At 71.2% G+C, this 24119-nt stretch carries 23 protein-coding genes; 20 read left to right on the plus strand and 3 right to left on the minus strand.

Annotation, left to right across the window (positions count from 1 at the left end; translation table 11 throughout):
* Window positions 1-4: 4 nt before the first annotated feature.
* Window positions 5-994 carry a DNA polymerase III subunit delta gene (gene holA / locus ABG090_RS05440; RefSeq protein WP_347757122.1) on the plus strand — a complete coding sequence of 330 codons (990 nt, stop codon included), beginning with the start codon at window positions 5-7 and terminating at the stop codon, window positions 992-994.
* 502 nt (window positions 995-1496) lie between these two features.
* Here the strand turns inward: holA and rpsT are convergent.
* Window positions 1497-1757 (minus strand): 30S ribosomal protein S20, encoded by a 261-nt coding sequence (gene rpsT, locus ABG090_RS05445; RefSeq protein WP_347757124.1) that lies wholly within the window; start codon window positions 1755-1757, stop codon window positions 1497-1499.
* A 233-nt stretch (window positions 1758-1990) separates the two neighbouring features.
* Between rpsT and lepA the strand changes: the two genes are divergently transcribed.
* Genes lepA through hemW form a run of 3 tightly spaced genes read left to right on the plus strand, consistent with a single transcriptional unit; the run spans window position 1991 to window position 5684 of the window.
* Window positions 1991-3841 (plus strand): translation elongation factor 4, encoded by a 1851-nt coding sequence (gene lepA / locus ABG090_RS05450; protein WP_347757126.1) that lies wholly within the window; start codon window positions 1991-1993, stop codon window positions 3839-3841.
* Window positions 3838-4476, plus strand: coding sequence for a DUF1990 domain-containing protein (locus ABG090_RS05455; RefSeq protein WP_347757128.1), 639 nt, complete (start codon window positions 3838-3840; stop codon window positions 4474-4476). Before lepA ends, ABG090_RS05455 begins: the two co-directional genes overlap by 4 nt.
* 2 nt (window positions 4477-4478) lie before the next feature.
* A complete protein-coding gene (gene hemW / locus ABG090_RS05460) occupies window positions 4479-5684 on the plus strand; it encodes a radical SAM family heme chaperone HemW (RefSeq protein ID WP_347757130.1) in 1206 nt (401 codons plus the stop codon).
* 7 nt (window positions 5685-5691) lie between these two features.
* On the opposite strand, the gene ABG090_RS05465 is transcribed toward hemW, so the two are convergent.
* Window positions 5692-6576, minus strand: coding sequence for a DUF4870 domain-containing protein (locus ABG090_RS05465; RefSeq protein ID WP_347757132.1), 885 nt, complete (start codon window positions 6574-6576; stop codon window positions 5692-5694).
* A 174-nt stretch (window positions 6577-6750) separates the two neighbouring features.
* On the opposite strand from ABG090_RS05465, the gene hrcA reads away from it, so the two are divergent.
* The 16 genes from hrcA to ABG090_RS05545 all read left to right on the plus strand — a co-directional run bounded on the left by hrcA (window position 6751) and on the right by ABG090_RS05545 (window position 23139).
* Complete coding sequence (hrcA, locus tag ABG090_RS05470; RefSeq protein WP_347757134.1) at window positions 6751-7764, plus strand: heat-inducible transcriptional repressor HrcA; 1014 nt, start codon at window positions 6751-6753, stop codon at window positions 7762-7764.
* Window positions 7765-8853 (plus strand): DnaJ C-terminal domain-containing protein, encoded by a 1089-nt coding sequence (locus ABG090_RS05475; protein ID WP_347757136.1) that lies wholly within the window; start codon window positions 7765-7767, stop codon window positions 8851-8853.
* Complete coding sequence (locus ABG090_RS05480) at window positions 8853-9578, plus strand: 16S rRNA (uracil(1498)-N(3))-methyltransferase (RefSeq protein ID WP_347757138.1); 726 nt, start codon at window positions 8853-8855, stop codon at window positions 9576-9578. Before ABG090_RS05475 ends, ABG090_RS05480 begins: the two co-directional genes overlap by 1 nt.
* A gap of 24 nt (window positions 9579-9602) precedes the next feature.
* On the plus strand, window positions 9603-9947 hold the full coding sequence (locus tag ABG090_RS05485; protein WP_347757140.1) for a histidine triad nucleotide-binding protein: 345 nt from the start codon (window positions 9603-9605) through the stop codon (window positions 9945-9947).
* Between the two features lie 34 nt (window positions 9948-9981).
* Window positions 9982-10947 carry a PhoH family protein gene (locus ABG090_RS05490; RefSeq protein ID WP_347757504.1) on the plus strand — a complete coding sequence of 322 codons (966 nt, stop codon included), beginning with the start codon at window positions 9982-9984 and terminating at the stop codon, window positions 10945-10947.
* Window positions 10947-11423 carry an rRNA maturation RNase YbeY gene (gene ybeY / locus ABG090_RS05495; protein WP_347757142.1) on the plus strand — a complete coding sequence of 159 codons (477 nt, stop codon included), beginning with the start codon at window positions 10947-10949 and terminating at the stop codon, window positions 11421-11423. Before ABG090_RS05490 ends, ybeY begins: the two co-directional genes overlap by 1 nt.
* Window positions 11423-12706, plus strand: a complete 1284-nt coding sequence (locus ABG090_RS05500) for a hemolysin family protein (protein ID WP_347757144.1) — start codon at window positions 11423-11425, stop codon at window positions 12704-12706. The genes ybeY and ABG090_RS05500 overlap by 1 nt, the downstream gene beginning before the upstream one ends.
* Window positions 12703-13692, plus strand: coding sequence for a GTPase Era (era, locus tag ABG090_RS05505; RefSeq protein ID WP_347757146.1), 990 nt, complete (start codon window positions 12703-12705; stop codon window positions 13690-13692). The genes ABG090_RS05500 and era overlap by 4 nt, the downstream gene beginning before the upstream one ends.
* Before the next feature lie 663 nt (window positions 13693-14355).
* Window positions 14356-15570 carry a histidine kinase gene (locus ABG090_RS05510; RefSeq protein WP_347757148.1) on the plus strand — a complete coding sequence of 405 codons (1215 nt, stop codon included), beginning with the start codon at window positions 14356-14358 and terminating at the stop codon, window positions 15568-15570.
* Window positions 15567-16214 (plus strand): response regulator transcription factor, encoded by a 648-nt coding sequence (locus tag ABG090_RS05515; protein ID WP_347757150.1) that lies wholly within the window; start codon window positions 15567-15569, stop codon window positions 16212-16214. The genes ABG090_RS05510 and ABG090_RS05515 overlap by 4 nt, the downstream gene beginning before the upstream one ends.
* Window positions 16215-16365: 151 nt before the next feature.
* Entirely contained in the window at window positions 16366-17349 is a 984-nt protein-coding gene (locus ABG090_RS05520) for an alpha/beta hydrolase (RefSeq protein WP_347757152.1), read from the plus strand.
* 126 nt (window positions 17350-17475) lie between these two features.
* Window positions 17476-18249, plus strand: a complete 774-nt coding sequence (locus tag ABG090_RS05525) for an ABC transporter ATP-binding protein (protein WP_347757156.1) — start codon at window positions 17476-17478, stop codon at window positions 18247-18249.
* A complete protein-coding gene (locus ABG090_RS05530; RefSeq protein ID WP_347757158.1) occupies window positions 18246-19703 on the plus strand; it encodes an FtsX-like permease family protein in 1458 nt (485 codons plus the stop codon). The genes ABG090_RS05525 and ABG090_RS05530 overlap by 4 nt, the downstream gene beginning before the upstream one ends.
* A 156-nt stretch (window positions 19704-19859) precedes the next feature.
* Complete coding sequence (gene leuA, locus ABG090_RS05535; protein ID WP_347757160.1) at window positions 19860-21623, plus strand: 2-isopropylmalate synthase; 1764 nt, start codon at window positions 19860-19862, stop codon at window positions 21621-21623.
* 2 nt (window positions 21624-21625) lie between these two features.
* Window positions 21626-22357: a DNA repair protein RecO gene (gene recO / locus ABG090_RS05540; RefSeq protein WP_347757162.1), complete on the plus strand. Its 732-nt coding sequence runs from the start codon at window positions 21626-21628 to the stop codon at window positions 22355-22357.
* Window positions 22354-23139 (plus strand): isoprenyl transferase, encoded by a 786-nt coding sequence (locus ABG090_RS05545; protein ID WP_347757164.1) that lies wholly within the window; start codon window positions 22354-22356, stop codon window positions 23137-23139. Before recO ends, ABG090_RS05545 begins: the two co-directional genes overlap by 4 nt.
* A 193-nt stretch (window positions 23140-23332) precedes the next feature.
* Here ABG090_RS05545 and ABG090_RS05550 read toward each other — a convergent pair whose 3' ends face one another.
* Window positions 23333-23938 (minus strand): hypothetical protein, encoded by a 606-nt coding sequence (locus ABG090_RS05550; protein WP_347757166.1) that lies wholly within the window; start codon window positions 23936-23938, stop codon window positions 23333-23335.
* Window positions 23939-24119: the final 181 nt, after the last annotated feature.

Genomic DNA, 24119 nt, shown 5'->3' on the forward strand with positions numbered 1-24119 from the left:
TGGCATGGCAGCGAGCATCCCCAAGATCGGCTGGGAGCAGGTGTCGCCGGCACCCGTGGTGCTGGTGTTCGGCAAGGAGTCGTTCCTGGCGGACCGCGCGCTGCAGCGGCTGAAGTCGCTGCTGCTGCTGGAGGACCCGGAGCTCGAGGTCTCGGATCTCGATGCGGGCGCCTACACCGACGGTGCGCTCGAGCTGATCGCGAGTCCCTCGCTGTTCGACGAGCCGCGCCTCGTGCGGGTCGAGAACGGCGTCAAGGCGACGGATGCGTTCATCGCCGACGCGCTGCGCTACCTCGAGCAGCCGGTCGACGGCACCACGCTCGTGATCCGCCACGACGGATCGACGGTGCGCGGCAAGAAGCTGCTGGATGCGATCCGCAAGACATCCGGCGCGATCGAGGTGCTGTGCCAGCCGCTTGGCCGCGGCGATCTCGTGCCCTTCGCGCGCAACGAGCTGCGGCTGCTCGAGCGCGAGGCGACGCCCGGCGCCATCGCGGCGCTCGTCGACGCCTTCCACTCCGACATCGCCGAGCTCGCGAACGCCATCCGGCAGGTCGCGCTCGACACCGAGGGCCCCGTCACCGAGCAGGTCGTGCGCACCTACTACGCGGGCAGGGTCGAGACGACTGCGTTCGCCGTCGTCGACGAGGTCGTCGCGCGCGACACCGCGAAGGCGCTCGTCACGCTGCGCCAGGCGATCGCGACCGGTGCCGATCCGGTGCCGATCGTGGCGGCCTTCGCCATGCGATTCCGGCAGCTCGCGAAGGTCTCGGGCATCTCCGGAGGCGGCGGGCAGGCCGCCCGGCAGCTCGGCATGCAGGACTGGCAGCTCAACAATGCCCGGCGCGACCTGCGTGCCTTCACGGACGCCACACTCTGCGACGCGATCGAGGCGATCGCGCACGCCGACCACGCGGTGAAGGGCGCCGAGCGCGATCCGCAGTACGCGGTCGAGCGCCTGGTGCGCCAGATCGCCGACCGCAGCGTCGCCTGACCGCGCGCCTCCGGGCGAGCGCACGTTCGCCCGCGCCCGCGCGCATCCGTGCCCGCGCGCGCATCCGCGGACCGGTACGAGGCGGTCGCCCGGGAGGGCGCCGCGCGACGATTCGGTACCGGTGGCCTGCGGCGCGAAGGGTGTGCCCGCGGACCGGCACGAAGTGGTCGCCCGGGAGGGCGCGGCGCGACGATTCGGTACCAGTCCCGCTACCGGTACCTGTACCGGTGGGTGGCCGCGCCGAGGCGCATCCGCGGACCGGCACGAAGTGGTCGCCTGGGAGGGCGCCGCGCGACGATTCGGTACCGGTGGCCTGCGGGGTAGAGGGTGTGCCCGCGGACCGGTACGAATTGGTCGTGCAAGCGGGCGGCAGGCGACCGTTCGGTACCGCTATCGCCGCACGCCCGGGATGCGGGGTGCGTGGCGGATGCGGTGAGGGTCGGATGCCGGGGGACGACGAAGGGGACCCCGAGTGGGGTCCCCTTCGAGCGTGCGGTGCGGCTTAGAGCGCGGCGAACTGCTTCGCGATGGCCGACTTGCGGTTCGCGGCCTGGTTCTTGTGAATGACACCCTTCGACACGGCCTTGTCGAGCTTGCGCGTGGCAGCGGTGACCTTCTCCTGCGCGGCGTCCTTGTCGCCAGCGGCGATGGCCTTCTTGGCCTCGCGCACGACGGTGCGGAGCTCGCTCTTGAGCGCGCGGTTGCGGTCGGTCGCCTTCTGGTTCGTCAGAATGCGCTTGATCTGCGACTTGATGTTCGCCATGGTGTCCTGTTCTTGGTTCGTACGAGTTGATTGGCGGCGGCTTCTGCTCACCAGAGCCCGCCGCGACCCGCTCTCGCGCGACAAGCGCGCAGAAGAAGGGGAAGCCAACGAACGATGCTATCAGCGTGCGGACGCCACTCGCAACGCGGCGCCCGGCATCCGCTGTGGAAGAATGGGGCATTCCCCACCGCGCCCACCCCGCGGCCCCCTGAGCGTTTCAATGAGAAGGACCCGTGAGCCCCCGAGCGACCAAGGCACTCGAGCCAGCCGCGACCAGCCCCGCGCAGCTTCGCAACTTCTGCATCATCGCGCACATCGACCACGGCAAGTCGACCCTGGCCGATCGCATGCTGCAGCTGACCGGCGTCGTCGAGGATCGCGCCATGCGCGCGCAGTACCTCGATCGCATGGACATCGAGCGCGAGCGCGGCATCACCATCAAGTCGCAGGCCGTGCGGATGCCGTGGGAGCTCGAGGGGGAGACCTTCGCCCTCAACATGATCGACACCCCCGGCCACGTCGACTTCACCTACGAGGTCTCGCGCTCGCTCGCCGCCTGCGAGGGCGCGATCCTGCTCGTCGACGCCGCGCAGGGCATCGAGGCGCAGACCCTCGCCAACCTCTACCTGGCGATGGAGAACGACCTCGAGATCATCCCGGTGCTCAACAAGATCGACCTGCCGGCCGCCGACCCGGAGAAGTATGCGGGAGAGATCGCCCGCCTCATCGGCGGTGACCCCGACGACGTGCTGCGGGTGAGCGGCAAGACCGGTGAGGGCGTCGCGGAGCTGCTTGACCGCGTGGTGCGCTCCGTGCCCGCACCGGTCGGCGACGTCGACGGCCCCGCGCGCGCCATGATCTTCGACTCGGTCTACGACACCTACCGCGGCGTCGTCACCTACGTGCGCGTCATCGACGGCCGCCTCGCGCCCCGAGACCACATCCAGATGATGTCCACCGGCACCAAGCACGAGCTGCTCGAGATCGGCGTCTCGAGCCCGGAGCCGAAGCCCTCCAAGGGTCTCGCCGCCGGCGAGGTGGGCTATCTCATCACCGGCGTGAAGGATGTGCGGCAGTCGAAGGTCGGTGACACCGTCACGACCGCGCGCAATGCCGCGACCCAGGCGCTGCAGGGCTATGCCGACCCGAAGCCGATGGTCTTCTCCGGCATCTACCCGATCGACGGCGGCGACTATCCCGTGCTGCGCGAGGCGCTCGACAAGCTCAAGCTCTCGGATGCGGCGCTCGTCTACGAGCCGGAGACCTCGGTCGCGCTCGGCTTCGGCTTCCGCTGCGGCTTCCTCGGCCTGCTCCATCTGGAGATCATCACGGAGCGCCTCCGCCGCGAGTTCGACCTCGACCTGATCGCCACGGCCCCGAGCGTGGTCTACCAGGTGCAGACCGAGGACCGCACCGTGCACACGGTGACGAACCCGAGCGAGTTCCCCGACGGGAAGATCAGCTCGATCGTCGAGCCGATGGTGCGCGCGACGATCCTGGCGCCCAAGGACTACGTCGGCGCGATCATGGAGCTGTGCCAGTCCCGCCGCGGCACGCTCGGCGGCATGGAGTACCTCTCGGAGGACCGCGTCGAGCTGCGCTACCGGCTGCCGCTGGGCGAGATCGTCTTCGACTTCTTCGACCAGCTCAAGTCGAAGACGCAGGGCTACGCCTCGCTCGACTACGAGGTCGACGGCGAGGAGGAGGGCGACCTCGTCAAGGTCGACATCCTGCTGCAGGGCGAGCAGGTCGACGCGTTCAGCGCCATCGTGCACCGCGACAAGGCCTATGCCTACGGCGTGCTCATGGCCGGCAAGCTGCGCGAGCTCATCCCCCGGCAGCAGTTCGAGGTGCCGATCCAGGCTGCCGTCGGTGCGCGGATCATCGCCCGCGAGACCATCCGCGCGATCCGCAAGGACGTGCTCGCCAAGTGCTATGGCGGCGACATCACCCGCAAGCGCAAGCTGCTGGAGAAGCAGAAGGAGGGCAAGAAGCGCATGAAGATGGTCGGTCGCGTCGAGGTGCCCCAGGAGGCCTTCATCGCCGCCCTCTCCAGCGGTGAGACGAAGAAGGACGCGAAATGACCACCCCCATCCGCGATCGCGCGACGAACTACGGCTCGGTGGGCGCCACGGCGCACTTCGACTTCCACCGCTTCCCGCCGAAGGGCTTCGAGGTCGTGCAGCTGCGCAGCCGCATCGGCCACGGCCGGCCGCGCTACGACGCCGCAGTCGCCGCGCTGCGCACCTGGAAGATCCAGCGGCTCGCCGGCATCGAGGTCGACGTGGTCGGCACCGAGGACGGCAGCACCTACCGCCCGGTCGGCTTCGAGGGCACCGAGGCGACGCGTGCGGCGAGCATCGAGCCGCAGCAGGACTTCGGTCCCGACGGTGAGCCGTTCCTGCAGCCGGGGGACTCCGTCGATCAGCGCGTGCGCTTCCTGGGGCTGCAGATCCACGCCCCCATGCGCGTGATCGCCGTGGAGGAGGAGCCGTCGAGCCACGGCGTGATCCTCGGCACCCTCGACGGGCACCCCGAGGCCGGCGAGGAGCGCTTCACGATCGAGATCGCCGAGGATGAGACCGTCTTCCTGCACTTCCGCGCCATCGTGCGCAACGCGAAGTGGTGGGTGAAGGCCGGCGCTCCCGTCGCCAAGGCGATGCGCAGCAAGTACCACGACCGCTACCTGACGGTGCTGCGGTCCATCGACGTCCGCTGACCGTGGCTCGGCTGCCCGAGGGCGAGACGGCGCCGGCGGATGGCGCGCTGCCCGCGGGCACCGCGGCCGACGCGCCGTTCGGCGTCTACATCCACGTGCCGTTCTGCTCGGTGCGCTGCGGCTACTGCGACTTCAACACCTACACGGCCGACGAGCTGCGCGGCGCCACCAGAGCCGGCTACCCGGCAGACGTCGCCGCCGAGATCGAGCTCGCCGCGCGCGTGCTCGGCGACCTCGGACCGCTGCGGCCGATGCAGACCGTCTTCTTCGGCGGCGGCACGCCGACGCTGCTGCCCGCCGGTGACCTGGTGCGGATGCTGCAGGGCGTGACCGCCGCGTTCGGCCTCGCCGACGGCGCCGAGGTGACGACCGAGGCGAACCCGGACTCGATCGATGCGGCCGGGCTGCGGCAGCTGCGCGATGGCGGCGTCACCCGCGTGTCGTTCGGCATGCAGTCGGCGAGGTCGCACGTGCTGGCGGCGCTCGATCGCACTCACGACCCGGCGCGCGTGCCGCTCGTGGTCGAGTGGGCCAGGGAGGCGGGCCTGGAGGTCAGCCTCGACCTCATCTACGGCGCACCTGGGGAATCGCTCGACGACTGGCAGGCCTCGCTCGACGCGGCGATCGCGATGCAGCCCGACCACATCTCCGCCTACGCGCTGATCGTCGAGGAGGGCACGGCGCTGGCCCGGCGGATCCGTCGCGGCGAGCTCACGACCCCCGACGACGACCTGCAGGCAGCGATGTACGAGGCAGCGGATGCCTCGCTCGCCGCCGCGGGCTACGCCTGGTACGAGGTCTCCAACTGGGCGAAGGAGCACCGCGTCGCGCGGCACAACCTCGCCTACTGGCGCGGGCACGACTGGTGGGGCTTCGGGCCCGGCGCGCACAGCCACGTCGGCGGCGTGCGCTGGTGGAACGTGAAGCATCCCGCGGCGTATCGCGATCGACTGCTCGCGGGCGCCTCACCGGCCCTCGCTCGTGAGGTGCTGGACGACGAGACGCGCCGCGTCGAGCGCGTGCTGCTCGAATCCCGCATCGCGGAGGGGCTGGCGATCGACCTGCTCGAGCCCGAGGGGCGCGTCGCCGTCGCGGGGCTCGTCGCCGAGGGGCTGGCAGACGGAAGAGCCGCCCTCGCCGGCCGGGTGGTCCCGACGCTGCGAGGGCGGCTCCTGGCCGACGCCGTGGTGCGCCGACTGCTGCCGTGAACCGGCGCTACTTCACGATGCGCCAGTTGAACGGGTAGCGGTACGAGCCGCCGCCGTTCACGCGCATCGCGCCGATGATCGAGAAGATCACCTGCAGCAGACCCGGGATCCACCAGAGCGCCAGCAGGATGAGGCCGATGCCGACGATGCTGAGGATCGTGCCGAGCACGAGCAGGCCGACGGCCGCGATCGTCATCAGAATGCCGAAGTTGAGCGCCTCCTTCGACTCCTGACGGGCGAATGCGCTGCGGTCCTTGTAGATGAGGAAGACGATCAGCGGGCCGATCCAGCCGCCGTAGCCGCCGGTCACGATCGTCGACAGGCCGGACAGGTGACCCCACATGCCCGCGTTCTTCTCGTCGACTGGCGACATCGGTGACGCGCCGCCGTACTGCGGCTGACCGGGGGCGCCGTACTGGGGCTGGCCGGGCTGACCGTACTGCGGCTGACCGGCGGCGCCGTACTGGGGCTGGCCGGGCTGGCCCTGCTGGGGCTGACCGTGCTGACCGTGCTGCGCATGCGGTGCCTGACCGCCCTGTGCCTGACCGCCCTGGGCCTGACCCCCCTGGGCCTGGCCGGGCTGACCGTAGCCGGGCGCACCGCCCTGCCCATACGCGGGCGCGCTGCCCGAGGCGGCGTCGGCGGCGCCCGGCTGCTGGTTCTGCTGCCAGCTCTGGTCGCCCTCGCCGGCGCTGAACGCGGGCTGCCCCGGTGCCGGCTCGGGCGCGACGGGCGCGGAGGAGAAGGACTGCGCGGGCTCGCCGACGCCGGGTGCGGCGGGAGCTGCCGGAGCGCTCGGCGTCGCGTGCTGCTCGTCGGTCACGGCGAAGCCGTCAGCGGGCTGCTCGGCGGGATCGACGCCCTCTGCTCGAGGCGTGTTCGGATCAGACATGGTGTGCCTTTCTTCGATCGTCGTCGCGAGGCGCCGGAGCGCTCTGCTCCTCACCATTGTGCGCCTTCTCGCCTGAGGATCCCATGCCAAACTTCCAGACGGGTAGGATTGGCAGTCAGCAGTAGAGAGTGCCAGGCCGGGGCGTCCCCGTGCCAGGAGCGGAGAGGAGCGCGGATGGTCTCGGATCGCGGTCTCGATGTGCTTCGCGCGATCGTGCAGGACTACGTCGCGCTGCGCGAGCCGGTCGGCTCGAAATCGATCGTCGAACGGCACGCGTTCGGCGTCTCGGCGGCGACCATCCGCAACGACATGGCGCTGCTGGAGGAGGAGGAGCTCATCGCGGCTCCGCACACGTCGTCCGGCAGGATCCCCACGGACAAGGGCTACCGGGTCTTCGTCGACCGGCTCCAGCGCATGCAGCCGCTCTCGCACGCTCAGCGCGTGGCGATCACCCGCTTCCTCGCTGACTCCGTCGATCGGGAGGATGTGCTCGACCGCACGGCACGGCTGCTCTCGCAGCTGACCAACCAGGTCGCGCTCGTGCAGGTGCCGCTGCGCCGCCACACTGTGGTGCGCCGCGTCGAGCTGGTCGCAGTGGTGGAGCACCGGCTGCTCGCGGTGCTGATCCTGGACTCCGGGCGAGTCGAGCAGCGCGTCGTCGACGCGCAGCAGCGGATCGACCCGGAGCAGGCGACCGCCCTCGGACGCGCGCTGACCGAGACCGTCGGCGAGCACACGCCCGCCGAGGCGATCGCGCGACTGGCCGGCGCCGCAGCATCCGCGCCCGAGGCGCTTCGACCCGCCACCGGCGCGGTCGCGCAGGCCCTGGGCGAGATGCTGCAGGCGGGCGGTGGCGACCGGATCGTGATGGCGGGAGCCTCGCACCTCGTCCGCGAGGAGCGCGACTTCCAGGGCACGGTGACGCCCGTGTTCGACGCCATCGAGGAGCAGGTCACGCTGCTGCGCCTGTTCGACGAGATGGGCCTCGAAGGCGAGGTCGCGACCCGCATCGGGCGCGAGCTCACCGGCCCACTGGGGGAGGCCTCCGTGGTCACCTCCACCTACAGCACCGACGGCATCGAGGGCCACATCGGGGTGCTGGGACCGACCCGCATGGACTATGCAGGAAACATGGCCGCGGTGCGCGCAGTGGCGCGCTACCTGACGCGGCTGCTGAGCGAGGACTGAGTGACAGACCACTACGAGACCCTCGGCGTCGCGCGTGACGCCGGCCAGGACGAGATCAAGAAGGCGTACCGCAAGCTCGCCCGCGAGCTGCATCCGGATGTGAATCCGAGCGCTGAGGCGTCGGACCGCTTCAAGGACGTCACGCACGCCTACGACGTGCTGGGCGACGCCCAGTCGCGCGCGGAGTACGACCGCGGCCCGACCGCGGGCGCGGGCTCGTTCGGCTTCGGCGACATCTTCGAGCAGTTCTTCGGCGGCGGTGGCCGCACGAGCGGCCCGCGCTCGCGCCGGCAGCCCGGGCAGGACAGCCTGCTGCGCGTCGACCTCGATCTCGCCGACGTCGTCTTCGGCGTGCATCGCGAGCTGCGCGTGCAGACCGCAGTGCTCTGCGAGACGTGCGAGGGCGCCGCTACCGAGCCGGGCACGAGCCCCGAGCGCTGCATGCAGTGCGGCGGCTCCGGCCACGTGCAGCGCCAGGTGCGATCGCTGCTCGGCAACGTCGTCACCAGCCAGCCCTGCGTCGTCTGCCAGGGCTACGGCACCGTCATCCCGCAGCCGTGCCACACCTGCGCGGGCCACGGCCGCGTGCGCGCGGAGCGCACGATCCCCGTTGACATCCCGGCCGGCGTCGACACCGGCCTGCGCATCCAGATGCCCGGCCAGGGCGAGGTCGGCGAGGGCGGTGGGCCTGCTGGCACGCTGTACCTCGAGATCAACGTGCGCCATCACGAGGTCTTCAGCCGCGACGGCGACGACCTGCTCGGCACGGTCGAGGTCTCGATGCCGGATGCCGCGCTCGGCGCGCGCGCGACGCTGGAAGGCATCGACGGGCCCATCGAGGTCGAGGTGCGCCCCGGCACGCAGTCGGGCGACGTGATCTCGATCGCGGACCGCGGCGTGACGCGCCTGCGCGGGGCGGGTCGCGGCGACCTCAAGCTCGGTGTGCAGGTGCTCACACCCACGAAGACCGACCGACGCACCGAGGAGCTGCTGCGCGAGCTGCGCGAGCGCACGAAGGCGCCGGGGCCGCAGCTGTCGCAGTTCCGGCAGGGTCTCTTCGCCAAGATGCGCGACCGCTTCCGGCTCTGATGGCCCACTGCTACTGGCACGACGCGCTCGCCGGAGCGGCGGCGGGCGATGTCGTGACGCTGACGGGTGACGAGGCGCATCACGCGGCCGTCGTCTCGCGGATGCGTCGCGGCGAGCGCGTGCTGGTCAGCGACGGCCGAGGGGCGCTCGCCGAGGGCGTGATCGACCGCGCGGAGCGCGACGGCGTCGATGTCGTGCTGCAGCACGTGGCGCTCGTCGCCGTGCCCAGCCCGCGCATCGGGCTCGCGCAGGCGCTCGCGAAGGGCGACCGCGCCGAGCTCGCCGTGCAGGCGTCGACCGAGCTCGGTGTCGACGCGCTCGTGCCGTGGCAGGCGCGCCGCAGCGTCGTGCAGTGGAAGGGCGAGCGCGGCGAGAAGTCGCTCGAGCGCTGGCGCAAGGTGGTGCGGGAAGCTGGCAAGCAGGCGATCCGTCCGCACTTGCCGGAGGTCACCCCGGTCGTCGACACCGGCGGCCTTGCGGCGCTCGCCGACACGTGGCAGCTGGTGGTGCTGGATCCGACCGCTGCCGTCTCGATCGCCGAGGTCACCATCGATCGCGACGTGCTGCTGATCGTGGGTCCGGAGGGCGGCATCGATCCCGCCGAGCTCGAGGCGCTCGACGCCGCCGGTGCGACGCGGGTGCGCATGGGCGACCATGTGCTGCGCACCTCGACCGCGGGCCTCGCGGCGATCGCGGCGCTCTCGGTTCGACTCGGCCGCTGGTGAGCAGCGCGAAGGTAGGCTGATCGCATGGCTGAGCCAACTGTGTTCGAGAAGATCGTCGCGCGCGAGATCCCTGCGGAGATCGTGCTCGAGAACGATCGCATCATCGCGTTCACCGACATCAATCCGCAGGCGCCGATGCATGTGCTCGTGGTGCCCAAGACCGCCGCGTACCGCGACGTGGTCGAGTTGGCGGCCGGCGACCCCGATCTGCTCGCCGAGATCGTCCAGGTCGCGAGGGCCATCGCGCGGGAGCGCGCCCAGGGCGACTTCCGCCTCGTATTCAACACCGGCGAGCTCGCCGGGCAGACCGTGTTCCACGCGCACGCGCACGTGCTCGCCGGAACGCTCGGAGAGGGATCGCTTGCCTGACGACACGCAGTCGATAGAGATCGACGGCATCGAGATGGTGCGGCTGCTCGGGCCGCAGGACCGGCTGCTGACGCGCTTGGAGCGCGAGCACCCCGACGTGCAGGTGGCGGTGCGAGGCAATCTCGTCACGCTCACCGGCCCCGAGCAGGAGGTCGAGGTCGCCACACGACTCGTGCAGGAGCTCGTCGACCTCGTGCGCCAGGGCACCGACCTCACCGACAGGGAGGTGGGCGAGGGAACGCGCATCCTGCGCCAGGACTCCACGCGCAGCCTCGCCGACGCGATCGGCGAGGTCATCCTCACGTCCAAGGGCAAGTCGATCCGAGCCAAGACCGAAGGCCAGCGCGACTACGTCGAAGCGATCGACCAGCACACGATCGTGTTCGGCATCGGGCCAGCCGGCACCGGCAAGACCTACCTGGCGATGGCCAAGGCCGTGCAGGCCCTGCACCGCAAGGAGGTCAGCCGCATCATCCTGACGCGCCCGGCCGTGGAGGCAGGCGAGCGGCTGGGATTCCTGCCCGGCACGCTCACCGACAAGATCGACCCCTACCTGCGGCCGCTGTTCGACGCGCTCAACGAGATGATGGATCCCGAGCTGCTGCCGAAGCTGCTCGCCACGGGTGTCGTCGAGGTCGCGCCGCTGGCCTACATGCGCGGTCGCACGCTGAACGACTCGTTCATCGTGCTCGATGAGGCGCAGAACACCAGCCCCGAGCAGATGAAGATGTTCCTCACGCGCCTCGGCTTCGGCTCGAAGATGGTCGTCACCGGCGATGCGACGCAGGTCGACCTGCCGGCGGGAACCTCCGGCCTGCAGGTCGCGAAGCAGGTGCTGCACCGCCTCGACGACATCCACTTCGCCACGCTGACCAGTGCCGACGTGGTGCGGCACACGCTCGTGGGCGAGATCGTGGATGCCTACACCGAGCACGACCAGCGGCAGATGGCGCGCACCGCGCGCGCATCCCAGCACCACGCACGCGGAAGGCGCAGCTGATGTCGATCGATCTGCTGAACGAGTCCGGCATGGCGGTGGACGAAACGCAGCTGCTGCGGCTGGTCGCATTCGACCTGCAGGAGCTCTTCGTCCACCCGCACGCCGAGGTGTCGATCGCGCTCGTCGACGTGGGCAGCATGGAGCAGCTGCACGTGCAGTGGATGGACGAGGCCGGCCCGACCGATGTGCTGTCGTTCCCGATGGACGAGCTGCGGCCCGGAACGCCCGGCCGCGTCACCCCAGCCGGGCTGCTGGGCGACATCGTGCTGTGCCCGGAGGTCGCGCGCGAGCAGGCGAAGGAGGCCGGCCACGATCTCATGGCAGAGCTGCGCCTGCTCACCACCCACGGCTTGCTGCACCTGCTCGGCTTCGATCACGCCGAGCCGAGCGAGCGCGACGAGATGTTCGCGCTCCAGGACAAGCTGCTCGCAGCGTTCGATGCGCAGGACAGCGGCGCTCCCGGCCGCATCCGCTGATGTTCGCGACCGTACTCTTCCTCGTCGCGACCCTGCTGGTCGCCTTCGGCGCCCTGCTGGCGGCATGCGATGCGGCGCTCGGCGTGGTCTCTCGCGCCGAGCTCCACGACGCCGCGAAGCACTCCAGGCGCAGCGGCGCGATGCGCGCCATCGCCGACGACCTGCGCGGCCACGTCATGACGCTGCAGTTCGGCCGCATCATGTTCGAGACGGTCGCTGCGGTGCTCATCACGCTCGCCGTCGACTCGCTCGTGGTGGAGTGGTGGATCACGCTGCTCATCGCCGGCGGCGCCATGATCGTGATCTCCTTCGTGCTGGTGGGCTCCAGCCCGCGTGCGGTCGGCCGGGCCCACGCGCTCGGGCTGCTGCGCGCATCCGCCGGGTTCATCCGCTTCTGGCGCGTGCTGACGGGCCCGATCGCCTCGCTCGTGGTGACGGTGGGCGACAAGGTGACGCCGGGGCGGCAGCGCGAGACCGCGTTCGGCACCGAGGCGCAGCTGCTCTCGATGGTCGACGCCGCCGCCGAGAGCGCGGTGCTCGAGGACGACGATCGCGAGCTGATCCACTCGATCTTCGAGTTCAACGAGACGCTCGTGCGCGAGGTGATGGTGCCGCGGCCCGACATGATCGTGGTCGAGAGCGACACGACCGCGAAGGATGCGCTGCGCATGTTCCTCGACAACGGGCTCTCGCGCATGCCCGTGGTGGGGGAGTCGACCGACGAGATCGACGGCATCCTCTATCTGCGCGATGTGGTGCGCAGCAACACCTGGCGACCCGACGCCGACGAGACCGCGGCCGATCTCGCGCGGCCGGCGATCCTCGTGCCGGAGTCGAAGAAGGCCGACGACACCCTCGCTCTCATGCAGGCGGAGCGGATGCACGTGGCGATGGTCGTCGACGAGTACGGCGGCATCGCCGGCCTCGTGACGCTGGAGGATCTGGTGGAGGAGCTCGTGGGCGAGATCCACGACGAGCACGACCGCGGCAGGGCCGAAGCGGTCGATGCCGGTGATGGCACCTGGCACGTCTCCGCACGCCTGCAGATCGATGAGCTCGGCGACCTGTTCGGGCTCAACCTGGACGACGAGGACGTCGACACGGTCGGCGGGCTCGTGCAGAAGGAGCTCGGCCGCATTGCGGAGGTCGGCGACGTCGTCGAGACCGATGGCCTGCACATCGAGGTGCGATCGATCGACGGTCGCGGGCGCAACGCAGGGGAGATGGGCGTGTGGCGCACCTCCGAACCTGACGAGCAGACAGCACCCGAGGGGGCGGCATGACCGACGAGAACCAGCCCGGCGAGTCCGAGGCAGAGGCAGAGCGCGCGCCGGCCGGGCGGCCAGAGCCCGAGGACACCGGCCGCGCGGCTCAGATCGCTGCCGCGCACCGCAGCGGCTTCGTCACCTTCGTCGGCCGCCCGAACGCGGGCAAGTCGACGCTCATGAACGCGCTCGTGGGCGAGAAGATCGCCATCACCTCGTCGAAGCCGCAGACCACGCGGCACGCGATCCGCGGGGTCGTGCATCGCGAGGGCGCGCAGCTCGTGATCGTCGACACGCCCGGCATGCACAAGCCGCGCACGCTGCTGGGCCAGCGGCTCAACTCGGTCGTCAAGACGACGCTCGGCGACGTCGACGTCATCTGCCTGTGCATCCCCGCGAACGAGGCGCTCGGCACCGGTGACCGCTACATCGATCAGCAGCTCGAGGGCTTCCCGCGCGCGAAGAAGATCGCGGTGGTGACCAAGACCGACGTCGCCTCGCGGGAGTCGGTGGCGAAGCAGCTGCTCGCGGTCTCCGAACTGCGGGAGTGGGATGCGATCGTGCCGCTCTCATCGGTCACGGGCATCCAGCTCGATGTGCTGGTCGATCAGCTCGTGGCGCTGCTGCCGTACGGCCCGCCGCTCTACGAGGCCGAGACCACGACCGAGGAATCGCTGAGCGTGCGGATCGCCGAGCTCGTGCGCGAGGCCGCGCTCGAGGGCGTCCGCGACGAGCTGCCGCACTCGATCATGGTGACGATCGACGACATCGTGGCGCGCGAGGATCGCGAGCTGACCGACGTCTACGCGAACCTCTGGGTGGAGCGCGACAGCCAGAAGGGCATCATCATCGGCAAGGGCGGCTCGCGGCTGCGCCAGGTGGGCGCGGATGCTCGCGCCGAGATCGAGCGCGTGCTCGGCACGCAGGTGCACCTCGACCTGCGGGTGAAGGTCGCCAAGGAGTGGCAGGGCGACCCGAAGCAGCTCGGCCGCTTCGGCTTCTAGCCCGCCCCGACCGGCACGCTCGCCCCGACCGGTGCCGCTGCGCCCGGCCGGTGCCACCGCGCCCGACCGGTGCCCGCGCATCCGACCGGTGCCGGCGCATCCGGCCGACCGGTGCCGGCGGATCCGGCCGACCGGTGCCGGCGCATCCGGCCGACCGGTGCCGCTGCGCCCGATTGGTGCCGGCGCGCCAGCCCCACTCAGGCGGAAGCGAACCAGTCGGTAGACGGCGCCGCCGGCCTGCCCGACCGGTGCCGCTGCGCCCGACCGGTGCCGCTGCGCCCGACCGGTGCCGCTGCGCCCGACCGGTGCCGCTGCGCCCGACCGGTGCCGCTGCGCCCGACCGGTGCCGCTGCGCCCGACCGGTGCCGCTGCGCCCGACCGGTGCCGCTGCGCCCGACCGGTGCCGGCCTGCCCGACCAGTGCCGGCGCGCCAGCCCCGCTCAGGCGGAAGCGCACCAGTCGGTCGGCTGCCCCGGCGACGCCGCCGCCGACGCCGCCGACGCGGTCCCGAGCAGAGGACGATCCAGCGAAACGTCACGAGTAGAGGACGCATCGTCCTCTACTGAGCGATCGTCCTCGATCTGCGACACCCGGCCTCCGCCCAGCGGATGATTCCCACCCGCTCCGTCGCTCGCGCCCCCCGCCGCGACGTAGCCTGATTCCATGCCCACGACCGCGCTCACGGAGACCGAGCCAGCCTCGCCGACCCCCGCGGTGCCTCCTCGGATACACCGCTCGGCGCTGAAGGCCGACGCGGTGCTCGCCGCGGTGACGCTCGCGGTGCTGGCGATCCCGTCGCTGCTGCTCATGGTCGTGATGGTCGACGGTGGCCAGTGGGGGCTGTCGCTGATCGTCGCGGCTGCGATGGCGGGAGCGATCCTCGTCCGCCGCACGCGGCCGGTGCTCGCGCTCGCCGGCCTCACGCTGCTCGCGGCGGGGCATGTCGCGCTGCAGCTGTGGCTGTTCCCGGTGTGGTTCGGCGTGCTCGTCGTGCTCTACTCGGTGGGTCGCTTCAGCCGCTGGCCGGGGCGATTGCTCGGCGTCGGCCTCTCGTTCATCGCGTCGCTGCTCGCGGCGTACTGGTTCGCGGTCGAGACCTCCTTCAACGGGGTCGAGACCGGCGTGGGGCTGTTCAGCGCGATGTCGCTGCTGTGGATCCCGCCCATGCTGCTGTTCAGTCTCGCGATCCTCACCGGTTGGGGCGTTGCCGCCGTGGATCGCAGCACCGCCGCGAGCGCGGTCGCGCAGGTCTCGCTGCGGCGTGCCGATCAGGAGGAGGAGCGCGCTGCCCTCGCTCGCGACATGCACGACGTGGTCGCCCACTCGCTCGCGGTCGTGATCGCGCAGGCGAACGGCGCGCGCTACACGCAGGATGCCGCGGCCAAGGACGCCTCGCTCGAGTCGATCGCCGGCACCGCGAAGGAGGCGCTCGGCGACGTGCGGCTGCTGCTCGGGCAGCTGCGGCACACCGAGGCGCCGGATCCGATCGCGTCGATGGCCGGTGTCGACGCGCTCATCGACCGGATGCGCGAGAGCGGTCTCGACGTGCGCCTCGATCGACTGCATCCCGGCGTCGCGCTGCCGCGCACCGCCGACATCGCCGCATACCGGATCCTGCAGGAGGCGCTGACGAACGCGCTCCGCCACGGCGACCGAAGTCAGCCGGTGCTCGTGCGGCTGCATGGCGTACCGCTGCCCGGCGGCCCCGATGGCATCGTGGTCGACGTGCACAACCGCCTCCTGTCCGAGCCCGGCATGGCCGGCCACGGCGTGCGCGGCATGCACGAGCGCGCCCGACTCGCCGGCGGCGAGGCCTGGACCGGCATCGACCAAGGATGGTTCCGCGTGCGCGCGGCCTTCCCGGGGGGCCTGCGATGATCCGGGTGCTCATCGTCGACGACCAGGCGCTGTTCCGCGGCGGCATCCGGATGCTCGTCGAGTCGCAGGCAGACATGGTCTGCGTCGGCGAGGCCGCCGACGGCGCGCAGGCGGTGCGGCTGGCCGAGGAGCAGCAGCCCGATGTGGTGCTCATGGACGTGCGGATGCCCGTGCTCGACGGCATCTCGGCCACCGCCCGCATCGTCGCGGCGCGCCCGCAGACCCGCGTCATGGTGCTCACGACCTTCGACCTCGACGAGGCGGCTGCGCGCGCCATCCGCGCTGGCGCATCCGGCTTCATCCTGAAGGACGCCGAGCCCGAGCTCGTGCTGGCCTCGATCCGCACGGTGCACGCCGGCAACGAGGTCGTCGCGGCCAGCGCGACCAGGGCGCTGTTCAAGGCCTTCGGTGCCCAGCGCCGTCAGGCGCCGGGCACGTTCGCGGGACTCACGGAGCGGGAGCGGGAGATCTTCGGACTGGCCGCGAAGGGGCTCTCGAACACCGAGATCGCACGCAACGAGTTCGTCTCGGAGGCCACGGTCAAGACGCACATCTCGCGCATCCTCACCAAGCTCGGCCTGCGCGACCGCGTGCAGCTCGTCGTCTTCGCCTACGAGCACGGCCTCGCAGGCGAGCGCGCCTGAAGCGCCAGCCCTCGCCGCACCCGCCCCGGGCACCCGCGCGGCAGAGATGTCGCCAGCGGCGCACACGCAGCGCGGATGCGCGCAGAGAGCGACAATCCTGCGGAAGGCGGCGGTGGGGCGTGCAGGAGGAGCGGGCTCCTAGGCTGGCGACATGGCAGAAGTGTGGCGGCCGGACGTGCTCGGTGAGGGGTTCGAGCAGCTGACGCTGCCGCTCGGCACCGACGACGAGGGCCCGGTCGTCGCGACCCTCGTGCGGAGCCTGCCGCCGTGGCGGCTGCGGCCGCGCCCGCTGCATGATGTCGACGTGCTGTACGTGCACGGCTGGACCGACTACTTCTTCCAGATCTCGCTTGCCCGCTTCTGGACGGATCGGGGCGCGCGCTTCTTCGCGCTCGACCTGCGGAAGCACGGCAGGAGCCTGCGCGAGGGGCAGACCGAGGGCTTCATTACCGACCTCGAGACCTACGACGAGGACATCGCCGCCGCGCTGACCGAGATGCGACGCGATGCGCCGCGCCGGCGCCTCGTGCTGTTCGGTCACTCGACGGGCGGCCTCACCCTCAGCCTGTGGACATGTCGGCATCCGGGCAAGGCGCAGGCGGTGATCCTGAACAGCCCGTGGCTCGAGTTCCAGTTCAGCGCCGCGGCCCGCGCGGCGCTCAGCCCCGTCGTGGAACTGCGTGCGAAGCGTCGGCCTCTCGACGCCGCCCCGCAGCTGGACTTCGGCTACTACGCCCGCGCACTCGAGACGGTCGCCGACGCCGACGACCCCGTCACGGTGAATCTCGATTGGCGGCCGGAGCTGAGCTGGCCGGTGCGCGCCGCCTGGCTCGACGCCATCCTCAAGGGCCACAACCTGGTCGCTGCGGGCCTCGACATCGACGCACCCGTGTGCGTGCTGCTCTCGGCGCGCAGCGCCCCGCCGCTGCGGTGGTCGGCCGACCTGACGAACGTCGACTCGGTGCTCGTCGTCGATGACATCGCGCGCGCGGCGCTGCGGCTCGGCTCCTCCGTCACGATCGAGCGCATCGACGGTGCGCTCCACGACGTCTTCCTCTCGCGGAAGGAGCCGCGCGAGGACGCCTACCGGAGGCTGGACCGGTGGGCGCGCGGATGCCTCGCACCTCGCCTCTGAGCTCACCGCGGTCGTGCGCTGATGCTTCTGACGAGCGCCGCCGACCCGGCGGATCATCCGCTCGGATGACGCAAGGTCGGCCCGGGGTCTGACGACGCCGCGCCCCCGCGGTCGAAGACTGGAGGCATGCACCAGCACGCACTCCGGCTCCACGCCGTCACGAAGCGCTTCGGCCTCGGTGACGCATCCGTCACCGCCCTCGATCACCTCGACCTCGAGATCGCGCCCGGGACGCTCACCGCGGTCATGGGCCAGTCCGGCTCCGGCAAGTCGACCCTCCTGCACCTCGCCGCCGGCCTCGACGCGCCCACTTCGGGCGACGTCGTCATCGGCGGCACGTCCGTCGTCGGGCTCGACGACGACGCGCTCACGGCGCTGCGCCGCGAGCAGGTCGGCGTCGTCTTCCAGTCGTTCAACCTCGTCCCCAGCCTCACGGCGCTCGAGAACGTCGAGCTGCCGGCGCTGCTCGCGGGCAGGGCGCCCGAGCGACGGCGCATCCAGGACCTGCTCGACGACCTCGGCGTCGCCGGACTCGGCGCGCGACGACCGCACGAGCTCTCTGGCGGTCAGCAGCAGCGCTTCGCGATCGCGCGCGCGCTCGCGCATCGACCCTCCATCGTGCTGGCCGACGAGCCGACGGGCGCGCTCGACAGCGCGACGTCGCTCGAGGTGCAGGAGATCCTCGTCGCGCAGGCCGCTGCCGGTCAGGCGATCGTCGTCGTCACGCACGACCCCGTGGTCGCCGCGCGCGCGGAGCGGGTCGTGCTGCTGCGCGACGGCCGCATCGACGACGACCTGGTGGCGACCGACGCCGCGACCATCGCGCAGCGCATGCTGCGACGCCCGGATCCGGTGGACCCGGGACCCCGCGCACAGCGCACGAGCGGTGGTGTGCGATGACCGCCACCACGACGCCCGCCACCGCGCCCGAGGCCGCGCCCTCCGCGACCCGCGCCGACGCGTCCGCGCGCTCCTCCCGCACGGGCGCCGCACTCGCGTTCGCCGTCGCAGCGCTGGCCGCCGCGTTCGGCACGGCGCTGTCGACCCTGATGGAGCATGCCGCGCTCGCGCTCTACGGTGAGCGGATGGTGGCCGAGAGCGAGACCGCCAGGCTGCTGCTCGCGCTCTCGGGAACGCTGCTCATCGGGGTCTCCGTCGTCGTCGCCGCGATCGTCGTGCGCCAGGCATGCACGAGCGCGGTCGAGGATCTGCGCGGCGAGATCGCGCTGCGCCGGCTGCTGGGCGCTGCAGCGCGGTCCGAGCGACGACGGATGCTCGGCCGCTGCACCGCGGTCGGCGTGGGCGGCGCAGTGCTCGGCTGGGGAGTCGGCGTGCTCGCCGCGATCCCGATCGAGCATCTGCTCACGCAGCCTGAGGAGGGGCTCGAGCTCACCGGCATGCCGCCCGTCATGCCCGCGGCACTCGTGCCCGCGGTCGCGGTCGCCCTCGCCGCCGCCATCGCGGCGTGGGTCGCGACCCGCACGGTGCTCGCCGTCACACCGCTCGAGGCGCTGCGGGGCGCCGGCGTCGACGTCGAGACGGCGGGCCCGCGCGGCCGCCGCGTCGGGACACGCGTCTCGCTCGCCCTCGGCGCGCTGCTGCTCGTGGCAGCCGTGCTGCTCGGTGCGATCACGCCCTTCGCCGTGCTGGTGGGCTTCGCAGGCGGCGTCGTGCTCGTCATCGGCATCGTCGGCATCGCACCGCTCGCCGCACCACCGCTCGTCGCCCTCGCCGGCCGCGCGATGGGCCGCTCCGTGCCCGCGCGGGTCGCGGCCGGCACGCTCGCAACGCATCCCGGCCGCACGGCGTCGCTCGTGCTCGCCCTCTTCGTGGGCACCGCGATCGTCGTGATGATGGTCACCGCAGGAGCCTCGCTCACGACCGCAGTCACCACGATCGAGCGCGACCCCGTGTTCCGCGCGGAGCTCACGGCGCTCTTCTCGGGCGTCACCGCAGTGATCACCGCGATCGTCGCCTTCTCGGCGGTGCTCGGCGTGCTGGGCTTCGTCGCGTCGATGCTGCTGTCGGTGCGTCGGCGCACGCCAGAGATCGGGCTGCTGCGCATGCTCGGCCTGCGGCGTGCGCAGACCCTGCGGATGCTGCTGGCCGAGGCGGGCGCGATCACCCTCGTCGCGGTCACGACCGGTTTCGGCATCGGCGTGCTGCTCGGCTGGATCGGCGTGCAGTCGACTGTCGGATCGGTGCTCGGCGTCGTCTCGACGGCACCGACGATCCCGTGGCAGCTGCCCGTCGCGCTCCTCATCGCGGGCCTCGCGGTCGCCGTCGCAGCCAGTTGGCCCGCGGGTCGGCGCGCGGCACGCATCGCTCCGCTCGCGGCGGTCGCTGCCGACTGACCGCTTTGCATGCAGCCGCGCCGAGGCACGTGCGTGTATTCTGGATCGATGCAGAACGTGCTGCTCCTTCGTCGCCGCGACGAGGCCTGAACACCCGGGCTTCCTCGTCGCGGAGGCCGTCCTGCCCGGACTCAGGAGCGAGCGACAGGAGCAACGATGAAGAACATGCAGCAGCCGAGCGGGATGCCGGCACACCGCTACACCCCGTATCACGAGCAGATCAAGGTCGACCTCCCCGATCGCACGTGGCCGTCGAAGCGCATCGAGCGCGCGCCGCGCTGGTGCGCCGTCGACCTGCGCGACGGCAACCAGGCGCTCATCGACCCGATGACGCCCGACCGCAAGCTGGCGATGTTCGAGCTGCTGGTGCAGATGGGCTACAAGGAGATCGAGGTTGGCTTCCCCTCCGCGAGCCAGACCGACTTCGATTTCGTGCGCAAGCTGATCGACGAGCGGCTCATCCCCGATGACGTCACCATCCAGGTGCTGACGCAGTGCCGCGACCACCTCATCCGCCGCACCTTCGAGTCGATCGACGGCGCCAAGCAGGCGATCGTGCACATCTACAACTCGACGAGCGTGCTGCAGCGCGATGTGGTCTTCCGCTCCGACCGCGAGGGCGTGAAGCAGATCGCCGTCGACGGTGCGAAGCTGTGCCTCGAGCTCGAGGGCATGCTGCAGCAGACGCAGGTCTTCTACGAGTACAGCCCGGAGTCCTACACGGGCACCGAGCTCGACTACGCGGTCGAGGTCTGCAACGCGGTCATCGAGACGCTCGACGCGCGCCCCGAGCGGCCCGTCATCATCAACCTGCCGGCGACCGTCGAGATGGCGACGCCCAACGTCTACGCCGACTCGATCGAGTGGATGCATCGCAATCTCGCTCGCCGCGAGTCGGTCATCCTCTCGCTGCACCCGCACAACGACCGCGGCACGGGCGTCGCAGCCGCAGAGCTCGGCTACCTGGCCGGTGCCGACCGCATCGAGGGCTGCCTGTTCGGCAACGGCGAGCGCACCGGCAACGTCGACCTGGTCGCGCTCGGCCTCAACCTGCTGACGCAGGGCATCGACCCCGAGATCGACTTCTCCGACCTCGACCACGTGCGCCGCGTCGCCGAGCACTGCAACCAGCTCAAGGTGCACGAGCGCAGCCCGTGGGCGGGCGACCTCGTCTACACCGCCTTCTCGGGCTCGCACCAGGATGCGATCAAGAAGGGCTTCGAACGGATGGCCGCCGACGCCGAGGCGCAGGGCAAGAGCATCGACGAGATCACCTGGGCGGTGCCGTACCTGCCGATCGATCCGAAGGACGTCGGCCGCAGTTACGAGGCGGTCATCCGCGTCAACTCGCAGTCGGGCAAGGGCGGCGTCGCGTACCTGCTGAAGTCGGACCACGGCCTCGACCTCCCGCGCAGGCTGCAGATCGAGTTCTCGAACATCGTGCAGGCGCGCACCGACAGCGAGGGCGGCGAGGTCTCGAGTGACGAGATCTGGGACATCTTCGGCGACGAGTACCTGCCGAGCGAGCCGCGCAACAACGCCACGCAGTGGGGCCGGTTCGAGCTCGTCGGCTTCTCGACCACATCGTCGAACGAGGGCGAGGCGCGGCTCACCGCCCGGCTGCGCGATGGCGAGTTCGTCCGCGAGGTCGCGGCGACCGGCAACGGCCCGATAGACGCCATGCTGACGATGCTGCGCGCCGAGGGCGTGCAGGTGACGCTCACCGACTATGTCGAGCACACGATGAGCGCGGGTTCGGACGCGACGGCGGCGAGCTACATCGAGCTGGATGTCGACGGCGCGACGGTATGGGGCGTCGGCCTCGACCCCAGCTCCACGTCGGCATCGCTGCAGGCGATCATCTCCGGCGTGAACCGGGGCCTGCGCATCCACGACCGTCGGGCGCTCCCGGTCGCCTGACCGTGCCCACCTATCGCGACGAAGGGGTCGTCCTCCGCACCCACCAGCTGGGGGAGGCCGACCGCATCGTCACGCTGCTGACGCGAGAGCACGGCAAGGTCCGCGCGGTCGCGCGCGGCGTGCGGCGCACCTCGTCGCGATTCGGGGGGCGCTTGGAGCCCTTCATGGTCGCCGACCTGCAGCTCGCCGTGGGTCGCAGCCTCGACATCGTCACGCAGGCGGTGACGCTCGGCTCCTACGCGCCGGTGATCGTCTCCGACTATCGCGCCTACACCGCCGCCACAGCGATGGTCGAGACCGCCGATCGGCTGACGGATGAGGACGGGTCACGGCAGCAGTACCTCCTGCTCGTGGGTGCGCTGCGGAGCCTCGCGCGCGCGGAGCACGATCCGTCGCTCACCCTCGACTCCTACCTGCTGCGCGCCCTCTCGGTCGCGGGCTGGGCGCCCTCGTTCGGCGACTGCGCCGTCACCGGTGAGCCGGGTCCGCACCGCGCGTTCGTGCCGCAGCTCGGCGGCATGGTCGCCGACCACTCCGCCCCTCCCGGAGCGCTGCGCATCGACCAGACCACGCTGGCGCTGCTCTCGGCGCTGCTGACCGGCGATTGGGTCGCGGCCGAGGCGAGCCACGAGGGTGTCCGGAACCGCGCATCCGGTGCTGTCTCGGCCTACGTGCAGTGGCATCTGGAGCGCGGACTGCGCAGCCTCGAGCACGTCGATCGGAGCCAGCCGTGACCGAGCTCGAGCGCAAGCCGATCGACTGGACGGGCGAGCATCCGCCCACGTACGGCCGCGGCAGCGTGCCGAAGCACGTCGCGATCATCATGGACGGCAACGGGCGCTGGGCGAACCAGCGCGGCCTCACACGCACGCAGGGGCATGCCGCGGGCGAAGCGGTGCTGCTCGACGTGGTCGCGGGCGCCCTGCAGGCGGGCGTGCAGCACCTCTCGGTCTACGCGTTCTCGACCGAGAACTGGAAGCGCAGCCCCGACGAGGTGCGCTTCCTCATGGGCTTCAACAAGGATGTGCTGCGGCGCCGGCGCGATCAGCTCGACGCCTGGGGCGTGCGCGTGCGCTGGGCCGGCCGGCGGCCGCGGCTGTGGCCGAGCGTGGTGCGCGAGCTCGAGGAGGCCGAGCGACGCACCGCAGGCAACTCCGCGATGACGCTGCAGATGTGCGTCAACTACGGCGGCACGATGGAGATCACGGATGCCCTGCGGTCGATCGCCGCGGATGTCGCGGCCGGGAAGCTCAAGCCCTCCGGCGTCACCGACAAGCTCGTGCGCAGCCGCATGTACAACCCGGATGTGCCGGACGTCGACCTGTTCATCCGGTCGTCCGGCGAGCAGCGCATCTCGAACTTCCTGACCTATCAGGGCGCCTACGCTGAGATGGTGTTCCTCGACCGACTGTGGCCGGATTTCACCCGGCGGGATCTCTGGCACGCGCTCGACATCTACACGGGCCGCGACCGCCGCTTCGGCGGTGCCGTCGACGCCCCCACCCCCTCCGCGTAGGTCGAGCTGCCCCCGCAGGTCGAGGAGGTCGCGGGCGGAGCCCGCCGCCGTCACAAGACCGGAACCGTCGGGGCCTTCGATCTCGTGACGCGGTCGCGCTGCGCACGCCCGCTCCTCGATCTACGGCTTACCTCGTAGGTCGAGGAGGCGGCGGAGCCGCCGTCACGAGACCGGAACCCGACGCCGACGGGGCCTACGGGGTCGCGAGGCGCTTGCGCCAGGGGTGGTCGTCGGCGAGGCGCTCGGCCAGCCACGTGCGCCCCTCGGTGTCGAGCGCCGGCATCGCCTCGTCAAGCCACTCGACGTCCGCGTGCTCGGCAGCCGCGTACGCGAGCACGATCTGCGGCTTCGCGAAGCGGACGCCGTCGGCGGCGATGAGTGCATCCTCCAGCGGCATCGTGACCGCGGTGTCGCGGCGGAAGCGCCACGTCTCGGCATCGCTGGGGTCCAGCAGCACCTCGAACTCCCACAGGCTGTAGGCGCTGCGGCGCAGCCAGATGCTGGAGGTGCCGATCGGCAGCACATCGGAGTCGTGGGGGAGCAACGGCTTCAGCGCACCCTGGAACGCGCACCAGAGCTGCCACTTGTCGCCCAGCCAGCCGCGCAGCAGGCTCAGCTCGCTGCGGGGGATGACGACATCGATGTCGCCGTGCGGCCGCGCGCGGCGCAGCGCGGTGTCGATCGCCCAGCTTCCGCCGATCCACCAGGTGCCCGAATAGCCATCCAGCAGGTCCGCGGCATCCGATGGCCAGCGCTCAGCCCATGCACCATAGAGCTCGAGATGCTCATCGGTCTGCATAGGCCCTCCTTGCCGAGTCGACGGGCGCGCGCGCCCAAGCCACGAGCCTAGCCCAGGCACGGATGTCGACACACTCCACGGCCGCATCCCGACGGGCCGCGAGCACCTGTGCGGCTCGGTAGAATCGAGGTTCACGTGCCGCACCCCAGCCAGGGGCGCACGGCCGATCGCAAGGAGCACC

It is taken from the genome of Agrococcus sp. ProA11 (assembly GCF_039880525.1).
GTDB classification, from domain to species: domain Bacteria; phylum Actinomycetota; class Actinomycetes; order Actinomycetales; family Microbacteriaceae; genus Agrococcus; species Agrococcus chionoecetis.

Excerpts from the sequence above, each read along its gene's own strand:
- holA (WP_347757122.1), top strand. The coding sequence starts at position 5 with ATGGCAGCGAGCATCCCCAAGATCGGCTGGGAGCAGGTGTCGCCGGCA.
- rpsT (WP_347757124.1), bottom strand. The coding sequence starts at position 1,757 with ATGGCGAACATCAAGTCGCAGATCAAGCGCATTCTGACGAACCAGAAG.
- ABG090_RS05455 (WP_347757128.1), top strand. The coding sequence starts at position 3,838 with ATGACCACCCCCATCCGCGATCGCGCGACGAACTACGGCTCGGTGGGC.
- ABG090_RS05465 (WP_347757132.1), bottom strand. The coding sequence starts at position 6,576 with ATGTCTGATCCGAACACGCCTCGAGCAGAGGGCGTCGATCCCGCCGAG.
- hrcA (WP_347757134.1), top strand. The coding sequence starts at position 6,751 with ATGGTCTCGGATCGCGGTCTCGATGTGCTTCGCGCGATCGTGCAGGAC.
- ABG090_RS05480 (WP_347757138.1), top strand. The coding sequence starts at position 8,853 with ATGGCCCACTGCTACTGGCACGACGCGCTCGCCGGAGCGGCGGCGGGC.
- ABG090_RS05485 (WP_347757140.1), top strand. The coding sequence starts at position 9,603 with ATGGCTGAGCCAACTGTGTTCGAGAAGATCGTCGCGCGCGAGATCCCT.
- ABG090_RS05490 (WP_347757504.1), top strand. The coding sequence starts at position 9,982 with ATGGTGCGGCTGCTCGGGCCGCAGGACCGGCTGCTGACGCGCTTGGAG.
- ybeY (WP_347757142.1), top strand. The coding sequence starts at position 10,947 with ATGTCGATCGATCTGCTGAACGAGTCCGGCATGGCGGTGGACGAAACG.
- ABG090_RS05500 (WP_347757144.1), top strand. The coding sequence starts at position 11,423 with ATGTTCGCGACCGTACTCTTCCTCGTCGCGACCCTGCTGGTCGCCTTC.
- era (WP_347757146.1), top strand. The coding sequence starts at position 12,703 with ATGACCGACGAGAACCAGCCCGGCGAGTCCGAGGCAGAGGCAGAGCGC.
- ABG090_RS05510 (WP_347757148.1), top strand. The coding sequence starts at position 14,356 with ATGCCCACGACCGCGCTCACGGAGACCGAGCCAGCCTCGCCGACCCCC.
- ABG090_RS05515 (WP_347757150.1), top strand. The coding sequence starts at position 15,567 with ATGATCCGGGTGCTCATCGTCGACGACCAGGCGCTGTTCCGCGGCGGC.
- ABG090_RS05520 (WP_347757152.1), top strand. The coding sequence starts at position 16,366 with ATGGCAGAAGTGTGGCGGCCGGACGTGCTCGGTGAGGGGTTCGAGCAG.
- ABG090_RS05525 (WP_347757156.1), top strand. The coding sequence starts at position 17,476 with ATGCACCAGCACGCACTCCGGCTCCACGCCGTCACGAAGCGCTTCGGC.
- ABG090_RS05530 (WP_347757158.1), top strand. The coding sequence starts at position 18,246 with ATGACCGCCACCACGACGCCCGCCACCGCGCCCGAGGCCGCGCCCTCC.
- leuA (WP_347757160.1), top strand. The coding sequence starts at position 19,860 with ATGAAGAACATGCAGCAGCCGAGCGGGATGCCGGCACACCGCTACACC.
- ABG090_RS05550 (WP_347757166.1), bottom strand. The coding sequence starts at position 23,938 with ATGCAGACCGATGAGCATCTCGAGCTCTATGGTGCATGGGCTGAGCGC.